Origin of the sequence: Burkholderia sp. THE68 (assembly GCF_009938265.1) — a bacterium.
Taxonomy (GTDB): domain Bacteria; phylum Pseudomonadota; class Gammaproteobacteria; order Burkholderiales; family Burkholderiaceae; genus Caballeronia.
Window position 1 is genome coordinate 13433 of sequence record NZ_AP022315.1, and the last position, 18256, is coordinate 31688.

Annotated in this window: 14 protein-coding genes and 1 tRNA gene; 12 read left to right on the plus strand and 3 right to left on the minus strand. The window is 63.8% G+C overall.

Annotated elements, in window-relative coordinates:
* The first annotated feature begins 400 nt into the window (after window positions 1-400).
* Window positions 401-2272, plus strand: coding sequence for a phosphoenolpyruvate carboxykinase (GTP) (locus BTHE68_RS00070; RefSeq protein ID WP_162064607.1), 1872 nt, complete (start codon window positions 401-403; stop codon window positions 2270-2272).
* Window positions 2273-2609: 337 nt separating this feature from the next.
* Window positions 2610-3698 carry a transcriptional regulator GvmR gene (locus tag BTHE68_RS00075; RefSeq protein WP_162064608.1) on the plus strand — a complete coding sequence of 363 codons (1089 nt, stop codon included), beginning with the start codon at window positions 2610-2612 and terminating at the stop codon, window positions 3696-3698.
* Between the two features lie 87 nt (window positions 3699-3785).
* Here the strand turns inward: BTHE68_RS00075 and BTHE68_RS00080 are convergent, their stop codons facing one another.
* The 3 genes from BTHE68_RS00080 to dprA all read right to left on the minus strand — a co-directional run bounded on the left by BTHE68_RS00080 (window position 3786) and on the right by dprA (window position 8260).
* Window positions 3786-6431, minus strand: a complete 2646-nt coding sequence (locus BTHE68_RS00080; protein WP_162064609.1) for a DNA topoisomerase III — start codon at window positions 6429-6431, stop codon at window positions 3786-3788.
* Between the two features lie 170 nt (window positions 6432-6601).
* Complete coding sequence (locus BTHE68_RS00085) at window positions 6602-6979, minus strand: thioredoxin family protein (RefSeq protein ID WP_061174220.1); 378 nt, start codon at window positions 6977-6979, stop codon at window positions 6602-6604.
* A 75-nt stretch (window positions 6980-7054) separates the two neighbouring features.
* Window positions 7055-8260, minus strand: coding sequence for a DNA-processing protein DprA (gene dprA / locus BTHE68_RS00090; protein ID WP_162064610.1), 1206 nt, complete (start codon window positions 8258-8260; stop codon window positions 7055-7057).
* A 200-nt stretch (window positions 8261-8460) separates the two neighbouring features.
* Here dprA and def point away from each other — a divergent pair, with 200 nt between their 5' ends.
* The 10 genes from def (at window position 8461) to queC (ending at window position 18256) form a co-directional block, all read left to right on the plus strand.
* Window positions 8461-8964, plus strand: coding sequence for a peptide deformylase (gene def / locus BTHE68_RS00095; RefSeq protein WP_162064611.1), 504 nt, complete (start codon window positions 8461-8463; stop codon window positions 8962-8964).
* A gap of 3 nt (window positions 8965-8967) precedes the next feature.
* The gene (gene fmt, locus BTHE68_RS00100) at window positions 8968-9942 is read left to right on the plus strand and encodes a methionyl-tRNA formyltransferase (protein WP_162064612.1); all 975 of its coding nucleotides are present in this window, start codon (window positions 8968-8970) and stop codon (window positions 9940-9942) included.
* Between the two features lie 70 nt (window positions 9943-10012).
* Window positions 10013-10660 (plus strand): LysE family translocator, encoded by a 648-nt coding sequence (locus tag BTHE68_RS00105; RefSeq protein WP_162064613.1) that lies wholly within the window; start codon window positions 10013-10015, stop codon window positions 10658-10660.
* A 132-nt stretch (window positions 10661-10792) separates the two neighbouring features.
* Window positions 10793-11647: a zinc metalloprotease HtpX gene (gene htpX / locus BTHE68_RS00110; protein WP_162064614.1), complete on the plus strand. Its 855-nt coding sequence runs from the start codon at window positions 10793-10795 to the stop codon at window positions 11645-11647.
* Between the two features lie 153 nt (window positions 11648-11800).
* Window positions 11801-13189 (plus strand): 16S rRNA (cytosine(967)-C(5))-methyltransferase RsmB, encoded by a 1389-nt coding sequence (rsmB, locus tag BTHE68_RS00115; RefSeq protein ID WP_162064615.1) that lies wholly within the window; start codon window positions 11801-11803, stop codon window positions 13187-13189.
* Entirely contained in the window at window positions 13186-13782 is a 597-nt protein-coding gene (locus tag BTHE68_RS00120; protein WP_162064616.1) for a DUF4390 domain-containing protein, read from the plus strand. Before rsmB ends, BTHE68_RS00120 begins: the two co-directional genes overlap by 4 nt.
* Window positions 13783-13804: 22 nt before the next feature.
* Entirely contained in the window at window positions 13805-16231 is a 2427-nt protein-coding gene (locus tag BTHE68_RS00125) for a sensor histidine kinase (RefSeq protein ID WP_162064617.1), read from the plus strand.
* Window positions 16232-16945, plus strand: a complete 714-nt coding sequence (gene esaR / locus BTHE68_RS00130; RefSeq protein WP_162064618.1) for a response regulator transcription factor EsaR — start codon at window positions 16232-16234, stop codon at window positions 16943-16945.
* Window positions 16946-17030: 85 nt separating this feature from the next.
* Window positions 17031-17106: transfer RNA gene (locus BTHE68_RS00135), tRNA-Phe, on the plus strand.
* Between the two features lie 415 nt (window positions 17107-17521).
* Complete coding sequence (queC, locus tag BTHE68_RS00140; protein WP_162064619.1) at window positions 17522-18256, plus strand: 7-cyano-7-deazaguanine synthase QueC; 735 nt, start codon at window positions 17522-17524, stop codon at window positions 18254-18256.

An 18256-nucleotide genomic window follows, 5' to 3' on the forward strand; every position in this document is an offset into this window, starting at 1 on the left:
ATAAATTGCGCTCTATTGCAGGTTATTGCGCTGCATCACATGGTTCCCGCGATGCGGTGTTATGCTTGACTCCCCAATTTTTCGGGAGCCTCGCAGGTCCGCGCCAAAAAAAGAATTTCAGCGCAACTGGCGGAAAACACAGTGATCGGCGAGGAGGCAGGCCACTTAGTATCTCTTTTTAACAGTTTGTTCCTTTGCGACGCAAGCCGCGAGCAGGTACGGTTTGCAGTCGAAGGATTCATGCCCGTGACGCCGCATTGGCTCGCGAACCGCATTTCGTGCAACGGACGCGCGTATCGGACGTGCACGAAAGCGCCCGGCGGTTCGAGTCGCAAACGCCTCTCGCATGCAGCGTCAGTCGGGCGATTGGTTTTCATTGCAGAAGAACGGAGACAGTTCGATGAACCAGCCCGCAGTAGTCGAAGATCACAATAAAAATGCCGTCGACATCAAAGCGCCGGCCTATGTCCGGCACCGAAGACTCATCGAATGGGTGCAGCGCGTCGCGGCCCTGACCAAGCCGGATCGTATCGAATGGTGTGATGGTTCGCAGGAAGAATACGACCGGCTCTGCCAGCAGATGGTCGCCGCCGGCACGATGAAGAAGCTCAACCCCGAGAAGCGCCCGAATTCCTTCCTCGCGTGCTCGGATCCCTCGGATGTGGCGCGCGTCGAAGATCGCACGTTCATCTGCTCCGAACACCGCGAAGACGCCGGCCCGACCAACAACTGGATCGATCCGCAGGAAATGCGCGTGACGCTCGACGGTCTGTTCGACGGCGCGATGCGCGGCCGCACGATGTACGTCGTGCCGTTCTCGATGGGCCCGCTCGGCTCGCCGATCGCGCATATCGGCGTCGAGTTGTCCGACAGCCCGTACGTCGTGACGAACATGCGCATCATGACGCGCATGGGCCGCGCGGTTTACGACGTGCTGGGCGCCGACGGCGAGTTCGTGCCGTGCGTGCATTCGGTCGGCGCGCCGCTGGCCGATGGCCGCAAGGACGTGGCCTGGCCGTGCAACGACACGAAGTACATCGTTCACTTCCCCGAATCGCGCGAGATCTGGAGCTTCGGCTCGGGCTACGGCGGCAATGCGCTGCTCGGCAAGAAATGCTTCGCGCTGCGCATCGCATCGACGATGGGCCGCGACGAAGGCTGGCTCGCCGAGCACATGCTGATTCTCGGCGTCACGTCGCCGCAGGGACGCAAGTATCACGTCGCGGCGGCGTTCCCGTCCGCGTGCGGCAAGACCAACTTCGCGATGCTGATTCCGCCGAGCGATCTCGACGGCTGGAAGGTCACGACGATCGGCGACGACATCGCCTGGATCAAGCCGGGCCGCGACGGCCGCCTGTACGCGATCAACCCGGAAGCGGGCTACTTCGGCGTGGCCCCGGGCACGAGCGAAAAGACCAACTTCAACGCGATGGCCACGTTGAAGGAAAACGTGATTTTCACCAACGTCGCGCTCACCGACGACGGCGATGTCTGGTGGGAAGGCATGACCGACGCGCCGCCCGCGCATCTGATCGACTGGCAAGGCCGCGACTGGACGCCGGACATCGCGAAGGAAACGGGCGCGAAGGCCGCGCATCCGAACGCGCGCTTCACGGCGCCGGCGTCGCAATGTCCGTCGATCGACGCGGATTGGGAGAATCCGGCCGGCGTACCGATCGATGCGTTCATCTTCGGCGGACGCCGCTCCAACACGGTGCCGCTCGTGACCGAAGCGCGCGACTGGAAGGAAGGCGTCTACATGGCCGCCACGATGGGCTCCGAAACCACTGCCGCCGCCGCGGGGCAGCAGGGCGTCGTGCGCCGCGATCCGTTCGCGATGCTGCCGTTCTGCGGCTACAACATGGCCGACTACTTCGGTCACTGGCTGAAGATGGGCGAGCGTCTCGAAGCGCTGAACGCGAAAGCGCCGAAGTTCTTCTGCGTCAACTGGTTCCGCAAGGGCGACGACGGAAAGTTCGTGTGGCCGGGCTTCGGCGAAAACATGCGCGTGCTGAACTGGATGATCGGCCGCATCGAAGGCACGGCGAAGGGCGAGGAGCACGCGTTCGGTATTTCGCCGCGCTATGAGGACATCGACTGGGGCGCCCTCGGTTTCACGCGCGAGCAGTTCGAACAGGTCATCTCGGTCAACGACGCGGCCTGGCGCGACGAACTGGCGCTGCACGACGAATTGTTCACGAAGTTGCAGCACGGTTTGCCTGAGGCCTTGCCCGAAGCGAAGGCCGGCATGGAAAAGCGTCTCGCCGCCTGAACGAGTCGTCCGGCGTGATGCTGCGCCGGATTTGTCTCGAAAACTGAATCAATCCCCATATATCGGGCCCGTTTCGACGGGCCCGTTTTTCATCGCCTACACCGTCAAAATTGACGCGGCCAGTACTTCCAAAATTTCGTCTATCAGAACTTACCCAGCCGTGTGTTGTGTGAACCGCAACAATCGGTGATCTTTCATCGCAGTAAGACGCCTAACATTCAGATTTTTTTCGACTTTTTCACGCTTCCCGGCAACTTCTGCACAAAAGTGCCGGTCCTAGGATAATCCTGAATTGCTTTGCAGCAGAATTCAAGCCGTCTAGCGGCAGGAGTGTCTTATGGATCATTTGCAGTCGATGAGAGTGTTCATCCGTGTCGCGGACCTCGGCAGTTTCGCCCGGGCCGCGAGCGCGATGGACATCTCCAATGCGGTGGCTACGCGCCACGTCGCGGACCTGGAAGGCCGCCTCGGCACGCGCCTGCTCAACCGCACGACGCGCAGCCTCTCGCTCACCGAGTCCGGTCAGGTGTATCTGGAGCGGGCGCGGCAAATTCTCGACGAGCTGGAAGACGTCGAACAGATGGTGGTGGCGCGCAATCACGAACCGCTCGGTTCGTTGAGGATCGTCGCGCCTGTGGTGTTTGGCCTGCACAATCTCGCGCCCGTATTGCAGACGTACGCGCAGCGCTATCCGAAGGTCGTGCCGGACGTGACGCTGGTTGACCGTCAGGTCGATCTGGTCGAGGAAGGTTTCGATGTCGGCATCGTCATCGCGCGGCAGGTAAAGAGCGCGAGCATCGTCACGCGGCGACTGACGACCGGTTGCATGACCGTCTGCGCGACGCCCGCTTACCTGGAAACCCACGGCACGCCGACGCGCCCGGAGCATCTGCTCGAACACCCGTGCCTGAGTCTGCCGTCGGAATATTGGGGCGACGAGCGCGTGTTCACCGGTCCGGAAGGCGAAGTGCGCGTGCGGCCGCAGAACGTCATCATCGCGAACAATACGGAGATGCTTCGGCAATTCGCGTTGCTCGGCATGGGCATCGCGATTCTGCCGAGCTATCTGATCGGCAACGATACGACGCGCGGCCAGCTCGTGCGCCTGCTCGGCGACTATCAGTTGCCGCAGGTCGAGATCAACGTCGCGTATCCGAGCCGCCGTCACTTGCCGGCGAAGGTCCGCACGTTCATCGATCATCTCGTCGAGTATTTCAGCCAGACGCCGAATCATCAGGTGGGCGAGCAGTGGATTCGCGATGGCCGCGGCAGGCCGGGCGCATCTGCGCACTACGAGCATGCCGATCAAACCGCGACGCCCGTGCCGCCCGCGCCACGTCCGCGTCCGATCGACGGCGAAATGGCGCCCAAACTCGCGAAGCCTTCACGCACGCGCGGACGCTTGCCGGCGGCATCGCCTTTTTGAAAGGCTCGCGTGCGAACAAAGCGCAAATAAAAAAACACCCGCGAATCGCTTCGCGGGTGTTTTTCTTTGTAGCCTGCAAAAAGACGCTTAGCTCGTCTTCTTCGCCGCGGTCTTCCTGGCCGCTGCCTTTTTCGCGGGCGCCTTCTTCGCCGCGATCTTCGCGGACGTCGTCTTGGCGGCGACGGCGACATCGCTGTCGCCGCTTTCATCGCCGCTGTCCGCCTGTGCTTCCGCCGACGCGCCGCGCTTGGCCGCCGTCTTCGCCGCCGGCTTGCCTTCCTTCTTCTCGAACTCGAAGCCGATCTTGCCGTCAGGCTGCTTCACGAGAAACGCCTTGAAGTTGCGCCCGGTGCGCGACGACTTGAAGTTCGTCAGCAAGTCCGTGCGGCCTTCGGTCAGGAGCTTGTGCATCTGCTCCCGCGCGATTTCCTGCTGGAGAATCACCTTGCCCGAACGGAAATCGCAGGTCTTGGGATTCGAGACCGAGTTCTCGCACACGTAGCTCATGCCGTGCTCGTACACGCGCGATTGGCACTTCGGACACGCGCCGACCGGCGTCTGTTCGGAGAAATCAGGCGGTTCGCCATCTTCGCCGCCATTGTCCTGGCCGAAATCGAATTCGAGCTTGTAGTTCTTGATCTCGTCGTCGAGCGAGAGTTTGAGAATCGCCGAGAACGGACGGCCCATCTTGCTGCGGAAGCCCGACAGCGGCCCGATGGTTTTCTCGCGCAGCAATTCCTCGACTTCCGGAATTTCGAACTGTCGTCCGCCCGGAATCTTCGAAATCGAGAACTCGCACTTCGTGCACGCGAACCGGCGATAGTTTTCCTTCACCTGCGCGCCGCAGTTCGGGCACGGCGTTTCGAGTGTCGCGTAATCGCCGGGAATTGTGTCGGAGTCGTATTCCTTCGCGCGCTTGACGATGGTCTGCGTCATCCGCGCGATTTCCTGCATGAAGGTATCGCGATGCAGGCTGCCGCGCTCCATCTGCGAAAGCTTGTGCTCCCACTGGCCGGTCAGTTCGGGCGCGGTGAGTTCTTCGACGCCGAGGCCGCGCAGCAAGGTCATCAACTGGAACGCCTTCGCCGTCGGGATCAGTTCCCGGCCTTCGCGCACCATGTACTTCTCGCCGAGCAGACCTTCGATGATCGCCGCACGCGTCGCCGGCGTGCCGAGGCCTTTTGCGGCCATCGCGTCGCGCAGCTCTTCGTCTTCGACGAGCTTGCCCGCGCCTTCCATCGCCGAAAGCAGCGATGCTTCGTTGTAGCGTGCAGGCGGTTTGGTCACGAGACCGTGGGCCTCGACCTTTTCGACATCGACCTTCTCGTCCTTCTGCACCGGCACGAGATTGCCTTCCTCGCCCGCAGCCTCGCGACCGTAGATCTGCAGCCAGCCCGGCTCGACGAGCACCTTGCCTTCCGTCTTGAAGTGATGCCCCGAGACTTCGGTGATGCGCGTCGTCACGAGATATTCCGCCGCCGGGAAGAACACCGACAGGAAGCGCTTCACGACCAGGTCATACAGCTTCTGCTCGGGCTCGGACAGCGACTTCGGCGCCTGCAGCGTCGGGATGATGGCGAAGTGATCGCTGATCTTCGAGTTATCGAAGATGCGCTTGTTGGGCTTCACCCAGCCCTTGTCGAGCACCTGCTTCGCGAACGGCAGATAGTTGTTGCTCTCCTTGAGCATGGTCATGGTGTCCTTGACCGTGTTCAGGTAGTCCTCGGGCAGCGCGCGCGCATCGGTACGCGGATAGGTCAGGACCTTGTGCTTTTCATACAGCGCCTGGGCGAGGCCGAGCGTGTTCTTCGCGGAGAAGCCGAAGCGGCCGTTGGCTTCGCGCTGCAGGCTCGTCAGATCGAAGAGCAGCGGCGACATTTGCGTCGACGGCTTCGATTCTTCCGTTACCGTGCCGGTTTTGCCACGGCAGGCCGCCACGACGGTTTCGGCCGCCGCGAGACTCCACAGGCGCGAATCGCGCTGTTCGGGATCGTTTTCGACGCGCTTGAACTTCGGATCGAACCAGCGGCCTTCGTACAGGCCCTTCGCGGCGATGAACTCGGCGCGCACTTCCCAATAGTCGCGCGGCACGAAACGGCGGATTTTCTCCTCACGTTCGACGACGATCGACAACGTTGGCGTCTGAACGCGACCGACCGTGGTCAGGAAGAAGCCGCCGCCCTTGCTGTTGAACGCGGTCATCGCGCGCGTGCCATTGATGCCGACGAGCCAGTCCGCTTCGGAGCGGCAGCGGGCGGCGTCGGCGAGCGGCTGCATATCGGCGTCGCTGCGCAGGTTCGCGAAGCCGTCGCGGATCGCGGCGGGCGTCATCGATTGCAGCCACAGACGCTGTACCGGCTGTTTCGCCTTCGCGTGTTGTGCGATCAGGCGGAAAATCAGTTCACCCTCGCGCCCCGCGTCGCATGCGTTGATGAGGCGCTCGATATCCTTGCGCTTCATCAGCTTGGTCAGCACCTTCAGGCGCGACTCGCTTTTCGCGATCGGATTCAGGTCGAAATGCGGCGGAATGACGGGCAGATTGGCGAAGCTCCATTTGCCGCGCTTGACGTCGTACTCTTCCGGCGCAGCGATCTCGAGCAGGTGGCCGACCGCGGACGAGAGCACGTAATCGTCGCTCTCGTAGTACTCGTCATGCTTGGTGAAGCCGCCCAGCGCACGCGCGATGTCGTTCGCGACGGAGGGCTTCTCGGCGATGATCAGGGCTTTGGACATGACTCAAAAGGTTGGTAACTGGCAGCGGCCCGGTTTGGACTGCTTTAACGACCGCTTTATAGCACACGCTTTGCGCGGCGGGCGTCGAAGCTCGCATCGGGGCGTTTCAATTTCCGGCTCGCGAAGCGCATGGCGAGAAGCGCAAAAGGCGCGTTTCGCGTGCGTCGCGATCAGGCCGTGGCAAGCGCCGGGCGCAGTTTCGGCGCGCCGACCATGCCCGGCAGCGCGGTGAGATCGGTCAGCATTCGACCGACGATAGACGCCTGCGGCAGCACTGTGCCGAAAAATCGCGTCGTGACGGCATCCTCGATCAGGATGGTAGGAAAATTTTCCACGTCGAGGTCGTCGAAACGGTCGGCGTGATTCTCGATATCGATCCACGCGAAGCAGATCTCCGGATGCGCGTCCGCCAGCCTGTCGAAGCCTTCGCGATATTCGCGGCAGGTGCCGCACCATTCGGCGCACAGACAGGCGACGAACAGCGTGCCGGGCACGGCGATGCGCTCCGCGATGCGATCGGCATCGGTATCGAGATTCAGCGCGGACATGGCGGGTGCGAAATCCTTTATTGGTATCGACTGCGGGGACGGCTCATTTTTCCGCGAATGTAGCACGACGCGGCATCACGAGCGCTCCACCGCCGCATAGCGGCCGCCCGCAAGCGCGGCCACCTGCCCCGACAATTCGAGCTGCAGCAGCGCGCCTTGCAGCGCCGCGCCGTCCAGATCGGTGCGTGTCGCGAGGATTTCAAGCGTCGCGGGCGCGTGGCCGAGAGCATCGAGAACGCGGTCGGCCTCGGCGCTCATGACAGATTCAGCCGCGCGCGCCGATGCCCACGACGCGCTGACCGGGCGCAGCTTCGCGCGTTTCGCCGCAGCCGCCGCGGCGTTCGCGGGCGTGAAACCGAACTCTTCGAGCACATCGTCAGGCGTTTCGACCAGCTTCGCGCCCTGTTTGATCAACCGATGACAGCCCTGCGAAAGCGGCGCGTGAACGGAACCGGGCATCGCGAAAACATCGCGCCCCATTTCGTTGGCGAGACGCGCGGTGATGAGCGAGCCGGATCGCATCGCGGCCTCGACGATCAGCACGCCACCCGACAGGCCCGCGATCAGCCGGTTGCGCTGCGGAAAATTCGCCGAGCGCGCCGGCGTGCCGAGCGGCCATTCGGAGAGGATCGCGCCGTCGCGGGCGATTTCATGCGCGAGCGTGTGATGCGCCGCCGGGTACACGAGGTCGGCGCCGGTCCCGATCACCGAAATCGTGCCCGTTGCGCCCTCCAGCGCGCCGCGATGCGCCGAAGCGTCGATCCCGAGCGCGAGACCGGACACCACCGCGAGCCCCGCATCCGATAGTGCGCGGGCGAAGCGCCGCGCATCCTCGAGACCTTGCGGCGTCGCGTGCCGGCTGCCCACGATGGCGACCGCGCGCGCCTGAAGCAGTTCGAGCCGGCCTTTCGCGTAGAGCAGCGGCGGCGGGTCCGGCATGGTGAGAAGCGCCTGCGGATAGCCGGCGTCCGCAAGCGTCAACAAGTGATTGCCGGGCGCGGAAGCCCATGCCAAAACCTCTTCAATATAGTGCTCGAATGCAACGCCTTCGATCTCGGACGGCGGCGCGAGGACAGCCTCGGCGGCGCTCGCATCGGCGGTTTTGGCGAGCGACGCGAAACTCTCCGACAACACTTCGCGCGGTCCGCCGAAAGCGCCGAGCAGCGTGCGCAGCGCGAGCGGCCGCAGCCCCTTCGCGTGCGCGAGCCGCAGCCACGCGCGCAGTTCTTCGGCATCGAGTGTGGAGGCGGCTTCCTCGGTCGGCAGGGCGGCGGTCGTCATGTTAAGATTTTTGATCCGGAACAGATTAAGAATCGTCGCTCAGGCTTGGGTCTCAGGCCCGAAGCGACGCCATTGGCCGCTTGCCGGCGGCGTTGAATCCACTGGATTCGCCCGCATATCTTCGGCATGCCGGCACTCACCCGCAACCTGGCCGAATGGCCGATTTACACGCGTCGCGGCGCGCGTAGACAATCCGAATCATGGCTCTGCTCAAGATACTCAACTACCCGGACAAGCGGCTGAACAAGGTGGCGAAGCCCGTCGCCGTGGTCGATGACCGCATCCGCAAGCTCGTCGCCGACATGGCCGAGACGATGTACGCCGCGCCCGGCGTCGGCCTCGCGGCGACGCAGGTGGACGTGCACGAGCGCGTGATCGTGATCGACGTCTCGGACGCGCACGACGAACTGATGGTCTTCATCAACCCGGAACTCGTCTGGACGAGCGACCAGAAGAAGGAATGGGAAGAGGGCTGCCTGTCGGTGCCGGGCATTTACGATTTCGTCGAGCGCCCGGACAAGGTGCGTGTGAAGGCGCTGAATCAGAAGGGCGAGACCTTCGAGCTCGACTGCGACGGCCTGCTCGCGGTGTGTATCCAGCACGAGATGGATCATCTCGCTGGTCATGTGTTCGTCGAATATCTGTCGTCGCTCAAGCAGACGCGCATTCGCGGCAAGATGAAGAAGCTGGAAAAGGCGCTGTAACCGATGACTAAACCGTTGCGCGTGGTTTTCGCCGGGACGCCGGAATTCGCTGCCGCCGCGCTCGCGGCCATCGATGCAGCCGGATTTTCGGTGCCGCTCGTGCTGACGCAGCCCGATCGTCCCGCCGGGCGCGGCATGAAACTGACGGCGAGTCCGGTCAAGCGCTTCGCGGTCCAAAAGGGGCTCAAGGTCGCGCAGCCCACTTCGCTGCGGCGCGCGGGCAAGTATCCGCAGGAAGCGGCCGAAGCCATCGACCTGTTGCGCGCCACGCCTCACGACGTGATGGTCGTCGCGGCCTACGGGCTGATTCTGCCGCAGGAAGTGCTCGATATCCCGCCGCGCGGCGCGATCAACATCCACGCGTCGTTGTTGCCGCGCTGGCGTGGCGCCGCGCCGATCCATCGCGCGATCGAAGCGGGCGACGCAGAAACCGGCATTACGCTGATGCAGATGGACGCCGGTCTCGACACCGGCGCGATGATCCGCGAAGCGCGCACGCCGATTCTCCCTGACGACACCACCGCCACGCTGCATGACCGCCTCGCGCAAATGGGCGCCGAGTTGCTCGTCGCGGGTTTGCGCGATCTCGAGCGCGACGGCTCGCTGCCGTCCACGCCGCAGCCGGAAGACGGCACGACCTACGCCGAAAAAATCGCTAAAAACGAGGCCGCGCTCGACTGGCGGCGTCCCGCTGAAGAACTCGCGCGCCAGATTCGCGCGTTCGATCCGTTTCCCGGCGCGTCCGGCACGCTGGACAACGCCGCGATCAAGATCTGGTCCGCGCAGCCAGTCGATGCTTCGTCGAGCGCGGAACCCGGGACGATCACCGAAGTTTCGTCGGACGGTATCGTCGTGGCCTGTGGCGGCGGCGCGCTGAAACTCACGCAACTGCAAAAGCCCGGCGGCAAGCGTCTGCCCGTGCGCGAATTTCTCGCGGGTGCGCCGCTCGCGAAGGGCCAGCGATTCGCGCTTCAGTAAAGGACGGCGGAACAGGCGCGGCGCTAGAATAAATAGTTGTCAACACGCGCTCGTCAGTCTGGAGTTTCCGATGCTCGGCATTACCGGTTTCACCTTCTTCCTCATCGCCGTCTTCCTGCTCAACGTCACGCCCGGCCCCGACACTGCGTACATCGTCGGGCGCAGTGTCGCGCAGGGGCGCGGCGCGGGGATCGTGTCGGCGCTCGGCATTTCCGCGGGCTGCATCGTTCATACGCTCGCGTGCGCGTTCGGTCTGACGGCGATTCTCGCGGCATCGGCGACGGCGTTCACCGTCGTGAAGATCGCCGGCGCGATTTATCTTATTTATCTCGGCGTGCGCCTCATTTTCGCGAAACACGATGATGTCGAAGCCGCGCATCCGGCACAGGCGAACGACAAATCCGCGCCCAAATCGCTGCGCCAGCTTTTCGCGCAAGGCTTCGTCACGAACGTGCTGAATCCGAAAGTCGTGCTGTTCTTCGTGTCGTTCTTCCCGCAGTTCGTCGCCGCCGACAGCCAGCACAAGACGCTCGCGTTCCTAACGCTCGGCATCGTTTTCATCGCGATGAGCACGGTCTGGAACAGTTTCGTCGCGTGGATCGCGGGGAGCGTCACCGAGCGCTTCGCGGGCAGATCGGGCGTGAAGAAATGGCTGGATCGCGGCGTCGGCGGCGCGTTCGTGGGCCTTGGCATCAAGCTCGCGACGTCCCATCGATAAATCGCGCAACCGCGGATTGAATTATTGCCGGGTGCCCCTATCTAACATTTTGCTTACAATTGTCGTCCCGGTCATGTCGGCCGGGGCAACCGCGCACTTCGCGCAGCGTATCTAGGGAGAGGAGCTCCGGACATGTTCAACTGGGTCAAAACCGCGATGCTGATGGCTGCGATCACGGCCCTCTTTGTCGTGATCGGCGGAATGATCGGCGGGTCGAAGGGCATGATGCTCGCGCTGATCGTCGCGCTCGGCATGAATTTCTTTTCGTACTGGTTCTCGGACAAGCTGGTCCTGCGCATGTACAACGCGCAGGAAGTCGACGAAACCACCGCGCCGCAGTTCTATCGCATGGTGCGCGAGCTTGCCACGCGCGCTCAGCTGCCGATGCCGCGCGTCTATCTGATCAACGAAGACGCGCCGAACGCGTTCGCCACGGGCCGCAATCCGGAGCACGCGGCGGTCGCGGCGACCACGGGCATTCTGCGCGTGCTGTCCGAGCGCGAAATGCGCGGCGTGATGGCGCACGAGCTGGCGCACGTGAAGCATCGCGACATCCTGATCTCGACGATCTCCGCGACGATGGCCGGCGCGATCTCCGCGCTCGCGAACTTCGCGATGTTCTTCGGCGGGCGCGATGACGAAGGCCGTCCGTCGAATCCGATCGCGAGCATTCTGGTGGCGATTCTCGCGCCGATCGCGGGCGCGTTGATCCAGATGGCGATTTCCCGCGCGCGCGAATTCGAAGCCGACCGTGGCGGCGCGGAGATTTCGGGCGATCCGCAAGCGCTCGCGATCGCGCTCGAGAAGATCCACGCCTACGCCACCGGCGTGCCGTTCCCGACGGCGGAAGCGCACCCGGCCACCGCGCAGATGATGATCATGAATCCGCTCTCGGGCGGCGGCATCGCGAATCTGTTCTCGACGCACCCGGCGACGGAAGAACGCGTCGCGCGTCTGATGGAGATGGCGCGCACGGGCCGCTTCTGACGCTTCGGATGTCATGACGAAGGCCGTTCCGGTTGCGCCGGAACGGCCTTTTTCGCGTGCGGCGGCCGCCCGCCCGGGCCCGCGATCCCCTCAAGTTACAATCCCCGTTCACGCAAGCCGCGCGCTTGGCCGTCTCACCGTTTCCGTTTCTTCATGACCGACAAGCCTTCCCGCCGGCACACCGCCGCCCATTCCCGCCTGAGCGCGCTGAAACTCGCGCCCGACTCGCTCGCGTTCGCGCTCGATTGCGCGGCGCAAGCCGTGGGTGCCGTGCGCGCGGGTTCGGCGCTGCCGGCCGCGCTGCAGACGGTCAGCGCGTCGGCAAAACACGCGGTGGCGCGCGGCGCGGTGCAGGACATCGCGTATCGCGCGATGCGCCGCCTCGCGCTCGCCGATGCGCTGCTGCACAAGCTCGTGAAGAAAGCGCCGCCGCCGCATGTGGCGAACGTGCTCGTCTGCGCGTTCACGCTGTTGACGGACGACGAAGCGCACGCGGCCTACGCGCCCTTCACCGTGGTCGATCAGGCCGTGGGCGCGATCGCCGCGCGACGCGAGGTCTCGTTCGCGAAGGGCCTGGTGAACGCCGCGCTGCGCAACTTCCTGCGCGAACGCGACGCGCTCATCGACGAAGCGCGCACGAATCCCGTCGCGCGCTGGAATTATCCGCAATGGTGGATCGACGCGGTGAAGCGCGGCCAGCCCGATGCGTGGGAGCGCATCCTCGAAGCGGGCAACGCGCAGGGGCCGCTCACGCTGCGCGTGAATGCGCGGCACGCCAGCGTCGACGAATATCTCGCGCGCCTCGCGGACGCGCATATCGATGCCGAAGCTGTGGGCCTGCACGCCGTGCGTCTGAAAACGCCGATGTCCGTCGATCGCATTCCGGGCTTCGACGAAGGCGTCGTGTCGGTGCAGGACGCGGGCGCGCAATGCGCGGCGCAACTGCTCGACCTGAAGGACGGCATGCGCGTGCTCGACGCGTGCGCCGCGCCGGGCGGCAAGACGGGACATATTCTCGAACTCGCGAACGTCGAGCTGATCGCGCTCGAAAGCGATGCCGAGCGCGCGGGCCGCATCGAACAGAATCTGAAACGCCTGAAACTCGACGCGCAGATCACGGTGGGCGACGCGGGCGATCCCGCGCAATGGTCCGACGGCGCGCCGTTCGATCGCATTCTCGCCGACGTGCCGTGCTCGGCGTCGGGCATCGTGCGGCGGCATCCGGATATTCGCTGGTTGCGCCGCGCGTCGGACATCGAAGCGCTGGTCGCGGAGCAGCGGCGCATCGTGAGCGCGTTGTGGCCGCTCGTCGCGAAGGGCGGCGAACTGCTTTACGTGACGTGTTCCATCTTTCCCGAGGAGGGCGAAGAACAGGCTCGCTGGTTTGGAGCCGCGCATGAAGATGCGGTACGATTGGACGCGCCGGGGCAATTGTTACCGACAGCGGCGCGCGCGAGCGCGGGCGCGGTGCAAGGCTCACCGGCCGGTACAAATATCGCGGACCACGACGGATTCTTCTACGCGCGCTTTCAGAAACGGTGACGATCAAACGCTTTTTCCCGCTTCGGCTCGCGGCTGTCATCTGGACTGCGCTGGCGCTCTGGCTGACGTTCGCCGTGGCCGATCCCGCGTTTGCCGAGACGATCGCCGTGCAGCGTGCGTCGCTGCAGGCGGACAATGCCGGCTGGAGCCTCGACGCGCACTTCGACTTCGACCTCAACAACAGCCTCGAAGAAGCCGTGAACCGCAGCGTGCCGCTCTATTTCACGATCGACTTCGCGCTGTCGCGGCCACGCTGGTACTGGTTCGATGAAGAACCGGTCAATGTGTCGCAGAGCATCCGCCTTTCCTATCAGCCGCTCACGAACGAATATCGCGTATCGACGGGCGGCTTGCAGTTGCGTTTCGCGTCGCTGAATGAAGCGCTCGCGGTCATCAAGCATGTGACCTCGTGGCATGTCATCGATCGAAACCAGGTGCATGGCGGCGAAACCTATACCGCATCGGTGCGTATGCAACTCGACATCGCACTGATGCCCAAGCCGTTCCAGATCGACGCGGTGAACAATCGCGACTGGAACCTGTCCTCGGACTGGAAGCGTTTTACTTTTACGGCGGCAGAACGTGCGAAATAGATTTCGACGCGGCCGCACGGACATGAAGAGTTTCGTCGTCCGGCTGCTGGTCTCCACGGTTGCGCTCACGGCGGTGCTGCTGCTCGTGATGCTCGCGCTCGCGAGCGCGAACACTGAATTTTTCGACCGCTACTACGGCTGGCTGTATGCGGCGAACGTCGCGGTGGCGATCGTCTTCATGCTGATCGTTGTCAGCCTGTTCATCATCATCGTGTCGCGGGTGAGGCAAGGGCGCTTCGGCACGCGATTGCTGGCGAAGCTCGCGTTCATCTTCGCGCTCGTCGGCGTGGTGCCGGGCGCGATCATCTATGTGGTTTCGTATCAGTTCGTGTCGCGCAGTATCGAGTCATGGTTCGACGTGAACGTCGAGACCGCGCTCACGTCGGGGCTGACGCTCGGGCGCGGCATGCTCGAAAACTCGCTCGCCGATTTCAAGAACCGCGGCCGGCAGATGAGCGATCAGCTCGCCAGCGCGGATCCGTCGAGCCTGACGCTTTCGCTGCTGCGCCTGCGTGATCAATACGGCGTGCAGGACGCGGTCGTGTTCGAGCGGCCGCGCGATCAGTACAACCGCGAGGATCTGACGTCGAGCAACGGCTCGCTGCGGGTGTCGGGCCTGCGCACGGTCGCGCAGGCGTCGGGCAACTACTACGCGCTCCTGCCGGCCAACGAGCCGACCGGCACGATGCTGAAGGCGGCGCAGGATCATCCATACGGCGCGATCGAAGGCGAGATCGACGGCGATCCGAAATCGAACGGGCCGAAGGGCGCGTTGCGGCTGCGCGTGATCACCAAGATTCCCGACCCGACCACCACGACAGAATTCCAGCACGTCGATCGCTTCCTGCAGATCGAGCAGCCCGTGAGTCAGGAACTCGCGCGCAATGCCGACGCCGTGCAGCGCGCCTACCGCGAGTATCAGGAGAAGCGGCTCGGGCGCACGGGCTTGCGCAAGATGTATATCGGCACGCTGACGCTCGCGCTGTTCCTCGCGACCTTCATCGCGATGATGCTCGCGCTCGCGCTGGGCAACCAGCTTGCGCGGCCCTTGTTCCTGCTCGCGCAGGGCACCAAGGAGGTGGCCGAAGGCGACTACACGCCCAAACGCGAGATCAATTCGCGCGACGAGCTGGGTTTTCTCACGCAGTCCTTCAACGCGATGACGCGACAGCTTTCCGAGGCGCGCGCGGCGGTCGAGAACAACCGTATCGCGCTGGAGCATTCGAAGGCGTATCTGGAAAGCATTCTTGCGAATCTGACGGCGGGCGTGTTCGTGTTCGACCGGCAGTTCCGCCTCACTACAGCGAATCGCGGCGCGGACCGCATCTTCCGCCAGCCGTTCGGCACGCAGCTCAATCAGCCGCTCGACCATATCGATGTTCTCGCCGAGTTCGGCGCGATGGTGAAAAAAGCGTTCGCGGAACGTGATGCGGCGGCGGTCGGCAGTGGTCATCCGATCGGCGATCGCGGTCACTGGCAGCAGCAGGTCGCGGTGACGGTGCCCGGCGAGAACGATCCGCTGACGCTGCTCGTGCGCGGCACGCAGTTGCTGAGCGTGACCGAAAGCGATTCCGAGGACGCCGAAACGACCGGCTATGTCGTCGTGTTCGACGACATCTCCGATGTCATTTCCGCGCAGCGTTCGGTCGCGTGGGGCGAGGTCGCGCGGCGTCTCGCGCACGAGATCAAGAACCCGCTCACGCCCATTCAGCTTTCGGCGGAGCGCCTGCAGATGAAGCTCGCGGACAAGCTCGCGCCGACGGATGCGGACGTCCTCAAGCGCGCATCGACGACCATCGTGAATCAGGTGCAGGCGATGAAGCAGATGGTCGACGATTTCCGCGAATACGCGCGCACGCCGCCCGCGGTGCTCGGCAATCTGCAACTGAACGAGCTCGTCGCCGAAGTGCTGACGTTGTACGGCATCGAGGACGGCAAGACGCCGATCAAGATCGACCTCGCGAAGCTGCCCGTGATCCGCGGCGACGCGACTCAGATCCGTCAGGTGATCCATAACCTGCTGCAGAACGCGCAGGACGCGGTGGCGGACGTCGCGGAGCCGCGCGTGCTGCTCGAAACGAGAACAGTAGAATATGGCGAGCCCGATGCAACGGGTCATGCGCGTGTCGCGGTTCGCCTGACGGTCTCGGACAACGGCTCGGGTTTTCCGGCGCGTATCCTTTCGCGTGCTTTCGAGCCTTACGTGACGACGAAAGCGAAGGGTACGGGTCTGGGACTTGCAACCGTGAAGAAGATCGTCGACGAGCACGGCGCGCGCATCGACATACGCAACCGCTCGAAGTCGGCGGATGTGATCGAGGGCGCGCAGATATCGATTCTGTTTCTCCAACTCGCGGACGATACCGCGGCGCCCGGCGCGACGCCGGGTACCGGTGCGGCCGCGAATCAGGGAACGACAAAAGCAACAGTGCAGACAAGGGCAGCGTAAATGGCAACCATCCTGGTGGTAGACGATGAAATGGGGATCCGGGAACTGCTCTCCGAGATCCTGAGCGACGAAGGCCATGTCGTGGAAGTGGCGGAAAACGCGCAGCACGCGCGGGACTACCGTCTGGAGCAGACACCTGACCTCGTCCTGCTCGACATCTGGATGCCCGACACCGACGGTGTGACCCTGCTCAAGGAGTGGGCCGCGCAGGGCAAGCTCACGATGCCGGTGATCATGATGTCGGGCCACGCGACCATCGACACGGCTGTCGAAGCGACGAAGATCGGCGCGCTCAACTTCCTCGAAAAGCCGATCGCGCTGCAGAAGCTGCTGAAGGCCGTCGAACAGGGGCTGGCGCACGGCACGGCGGCGGCGCCCGTCACGATGATGGCGAAGCCGCCGGCGAGCGTGAGCGCGTCGGGCGTGCCGGTGGCGGCCGCGTTGCCGACTGCCTCGGCGCTCAATGCATCGAACGATGCGGCGGCGAGCGGCGTCCCGCAGAATCAGGCAGGAACGACGGCGTCCATCTCGTTCGATATCCCGTTGCGCGATGCGCGCGATGCGTTCGAGCGCGCGTACTTCGAGTATCACCTCGCGCGCGAGAACGGCAGCATGACGCGCGTCGCGGAAAAGACCGGGCTGGAGCGCACGCACTTGTATCGGAAGCTTAAGCAGCTTGGCGTCGATCTCGGAAAGAACAAGAACGAGGTGTGAACGCGTCCGTCTGAGGATTTGCAGAAAAATGCGCAGAGGGGCTTGAGGGCCGCAATTGTCTCTGATATAGTCTCACTTCTTCGTTGGCCCGGTAGCTCAGTTGGTAGAGCAGCGGATTGAAAATCCGCGTGTCGGTGGTTCGATTCCGCCCCAGGCCACCATAGTTTCAGGCAAAAAGCCCAGTCGAATGACTGGGCTTTTTGTTTTGTGGCGTGCGTATGCTTCGGAGCTTGCCGCTGGCAACCGCGTGGCGTCCCGAGCTCGGCGAACAACCTTGCTCCGTGATAAAATCCGCGTCGAATTAAGGACTTGCCTCGTCCTCGGACCCGCAAGTCCTTTTCTTTTCGACGCTCCGAATCGCTCGAGCGATGCACCGGAACATGCATCCGGCGTTCGCTCATCCGTCTCGTGTTCCGCTATCGGCGGCATAAAAGGCGTGCGCGTCCGGGCGAGGGTCGCCGGCCTATACTGGACTCGCATACGTCGCGCCCGCAACGCGCATGGCAAAGTCCGGTCACTCCGACTTCCCGTGCGGCGTGCGACGCCTTCTCATTCACGGAGTACGGAGTTTTCACGGTGACTCGGATAGACGCTAAAGACAGCGCGCTCGTGCTGTTCTCCGGCGGCCAGGACTCGGCCACGTGCCTCGCCTGGGCGCTCGAACGCTACAAGACGGTCGAGACCCTCGGCTTCGATTACGGACAGCGGCATCGCGTGGAACTCGAATGCCGCGACGGCTTTCGCGCCGCGGTCGTGCGCGAGTTTCCGCAGTGGGCCGAGCGTCTGGGCGAAGATCACATGATCGATCTGTCCGTGCTCGGCGCAATCAGCGACACGGCGATGACCCGCGAGATCGAGATCCAGGCGACCGCGAGCGGCTTACCCAACACGTTCGTGCCAGGGCGCAACCTGCTGTTCGTGACGATTGCGGCGGCAGTGGCGTATCGGCGCGGGTTGAAAGTGCTGGTCGGCGGCATGTGCGAGACCGATTTCTCAGGCTATCCGGATTGCCGCGACGACACGATGAAAGCGCTGCAAGTCGCGCTGAATCTGGGCATGGAGACGCGTTACGCGGTCGAAACGCCGCTGATGTGGCTCGACAAGGCCGACACCTGGCGGCTCGCGGAAACGCTCGGCGGCGAAGCGCTCGTCGAGTTGATCCGCATCGAAACGCATACGTGCTATGTCGGCGAGCGCGCCGAGTTGCACGACTGGGGCTTCGGCTGCGGCCAATGTCCGGCCTGCAAACTGCGCAAGCGCGGTTATGAGGCGTATCGCGCGGGCGAGCAGGTCACCACCGCGCCGGTTTGA

Bases quoted from the DNA above. Each gene is read 5' to 3' on its own strand.
- BTHE68_RS00070 (WP_162064607.1), top strand. From the start codon at position 401: ATGAACCAGCCCGCAGTAGTCGAAGATCACAATAAAAATGCCGTCGAC.
- BTHE68_RS00075 (WP_162064608.1), top strand. From the start codon at position 2,610: ATGGATCATTTGCAGTCGATGAGAGTGTTCATCCGTGTCGCGGACCTC.
- BTHE68_RS00080 (WP_162064609.1), bottom strand. From the start codon at position 6,431: ATGTCCAAAGCCCTGATCATCGCCGAGAAGCCCTCCGTCGCGAACGAC.
- BTHE68_RS00085 (WP_061174220.1), bottom strand. From the start codon at position 6,979: ATGTCCGCGCTGAATCTCGATACCGATGCCGATCGCATCGCGGAGCGC.
- dprA (WP_162064610.1), bottom strand. From the start codon at position 8,260: ATGACGACCGCCGCCCTGCCGACCGAGGAAGCCGCCTCCACACTCGAT.
- def (WP_162064611.1), top strand. From the start codon at position 8,461: ATGGCTCTGCTCAAGATACTCAACTACCCGGACAAGCGGCTGAACAAG.
- fmt (WP_162064612.1), top strand. From the start codon at position 8,968: ATGACTAAACCGTTGCGCGTGGTTTTCGCCGGGACGCCGGAATTCGCT.
- BTHE68_RS00105 (WP_162064613.1), top strand. From the start codon at position 10,013: ATGCTCGGCATTACCGGTTTCACCTTCTTCCTCATCGCCGTCTTCCTG.
- htpX (WP_162064614.1), top strand. From the start codon at position 10,793: ATGTTCAACTGGGTCAAAACCGCGATGCTGATGGCTGCGATCACGGCC.
- rsmB (WP_162064615.1), top strand. From the start codon at position 11,801: ATGACCGACAAGCCTTCCCGCCGGCACACCGCCGCCCATTCCCGCCTG.
- BTHE68_RS00125 (WP_162064617.1), top strand. From the start codon at position 13,805: ATGAAGAGTTTCGTCGTCCGGCTGCTGGTCTCCACGGTTGCGCTCACG.
- esaR (WP_162064618.1), top strand. From the start codon at position 16,232: ATGGCAACCATCCTGGTGGTAGACGATGAAATGGGGATCCGGGAACTG.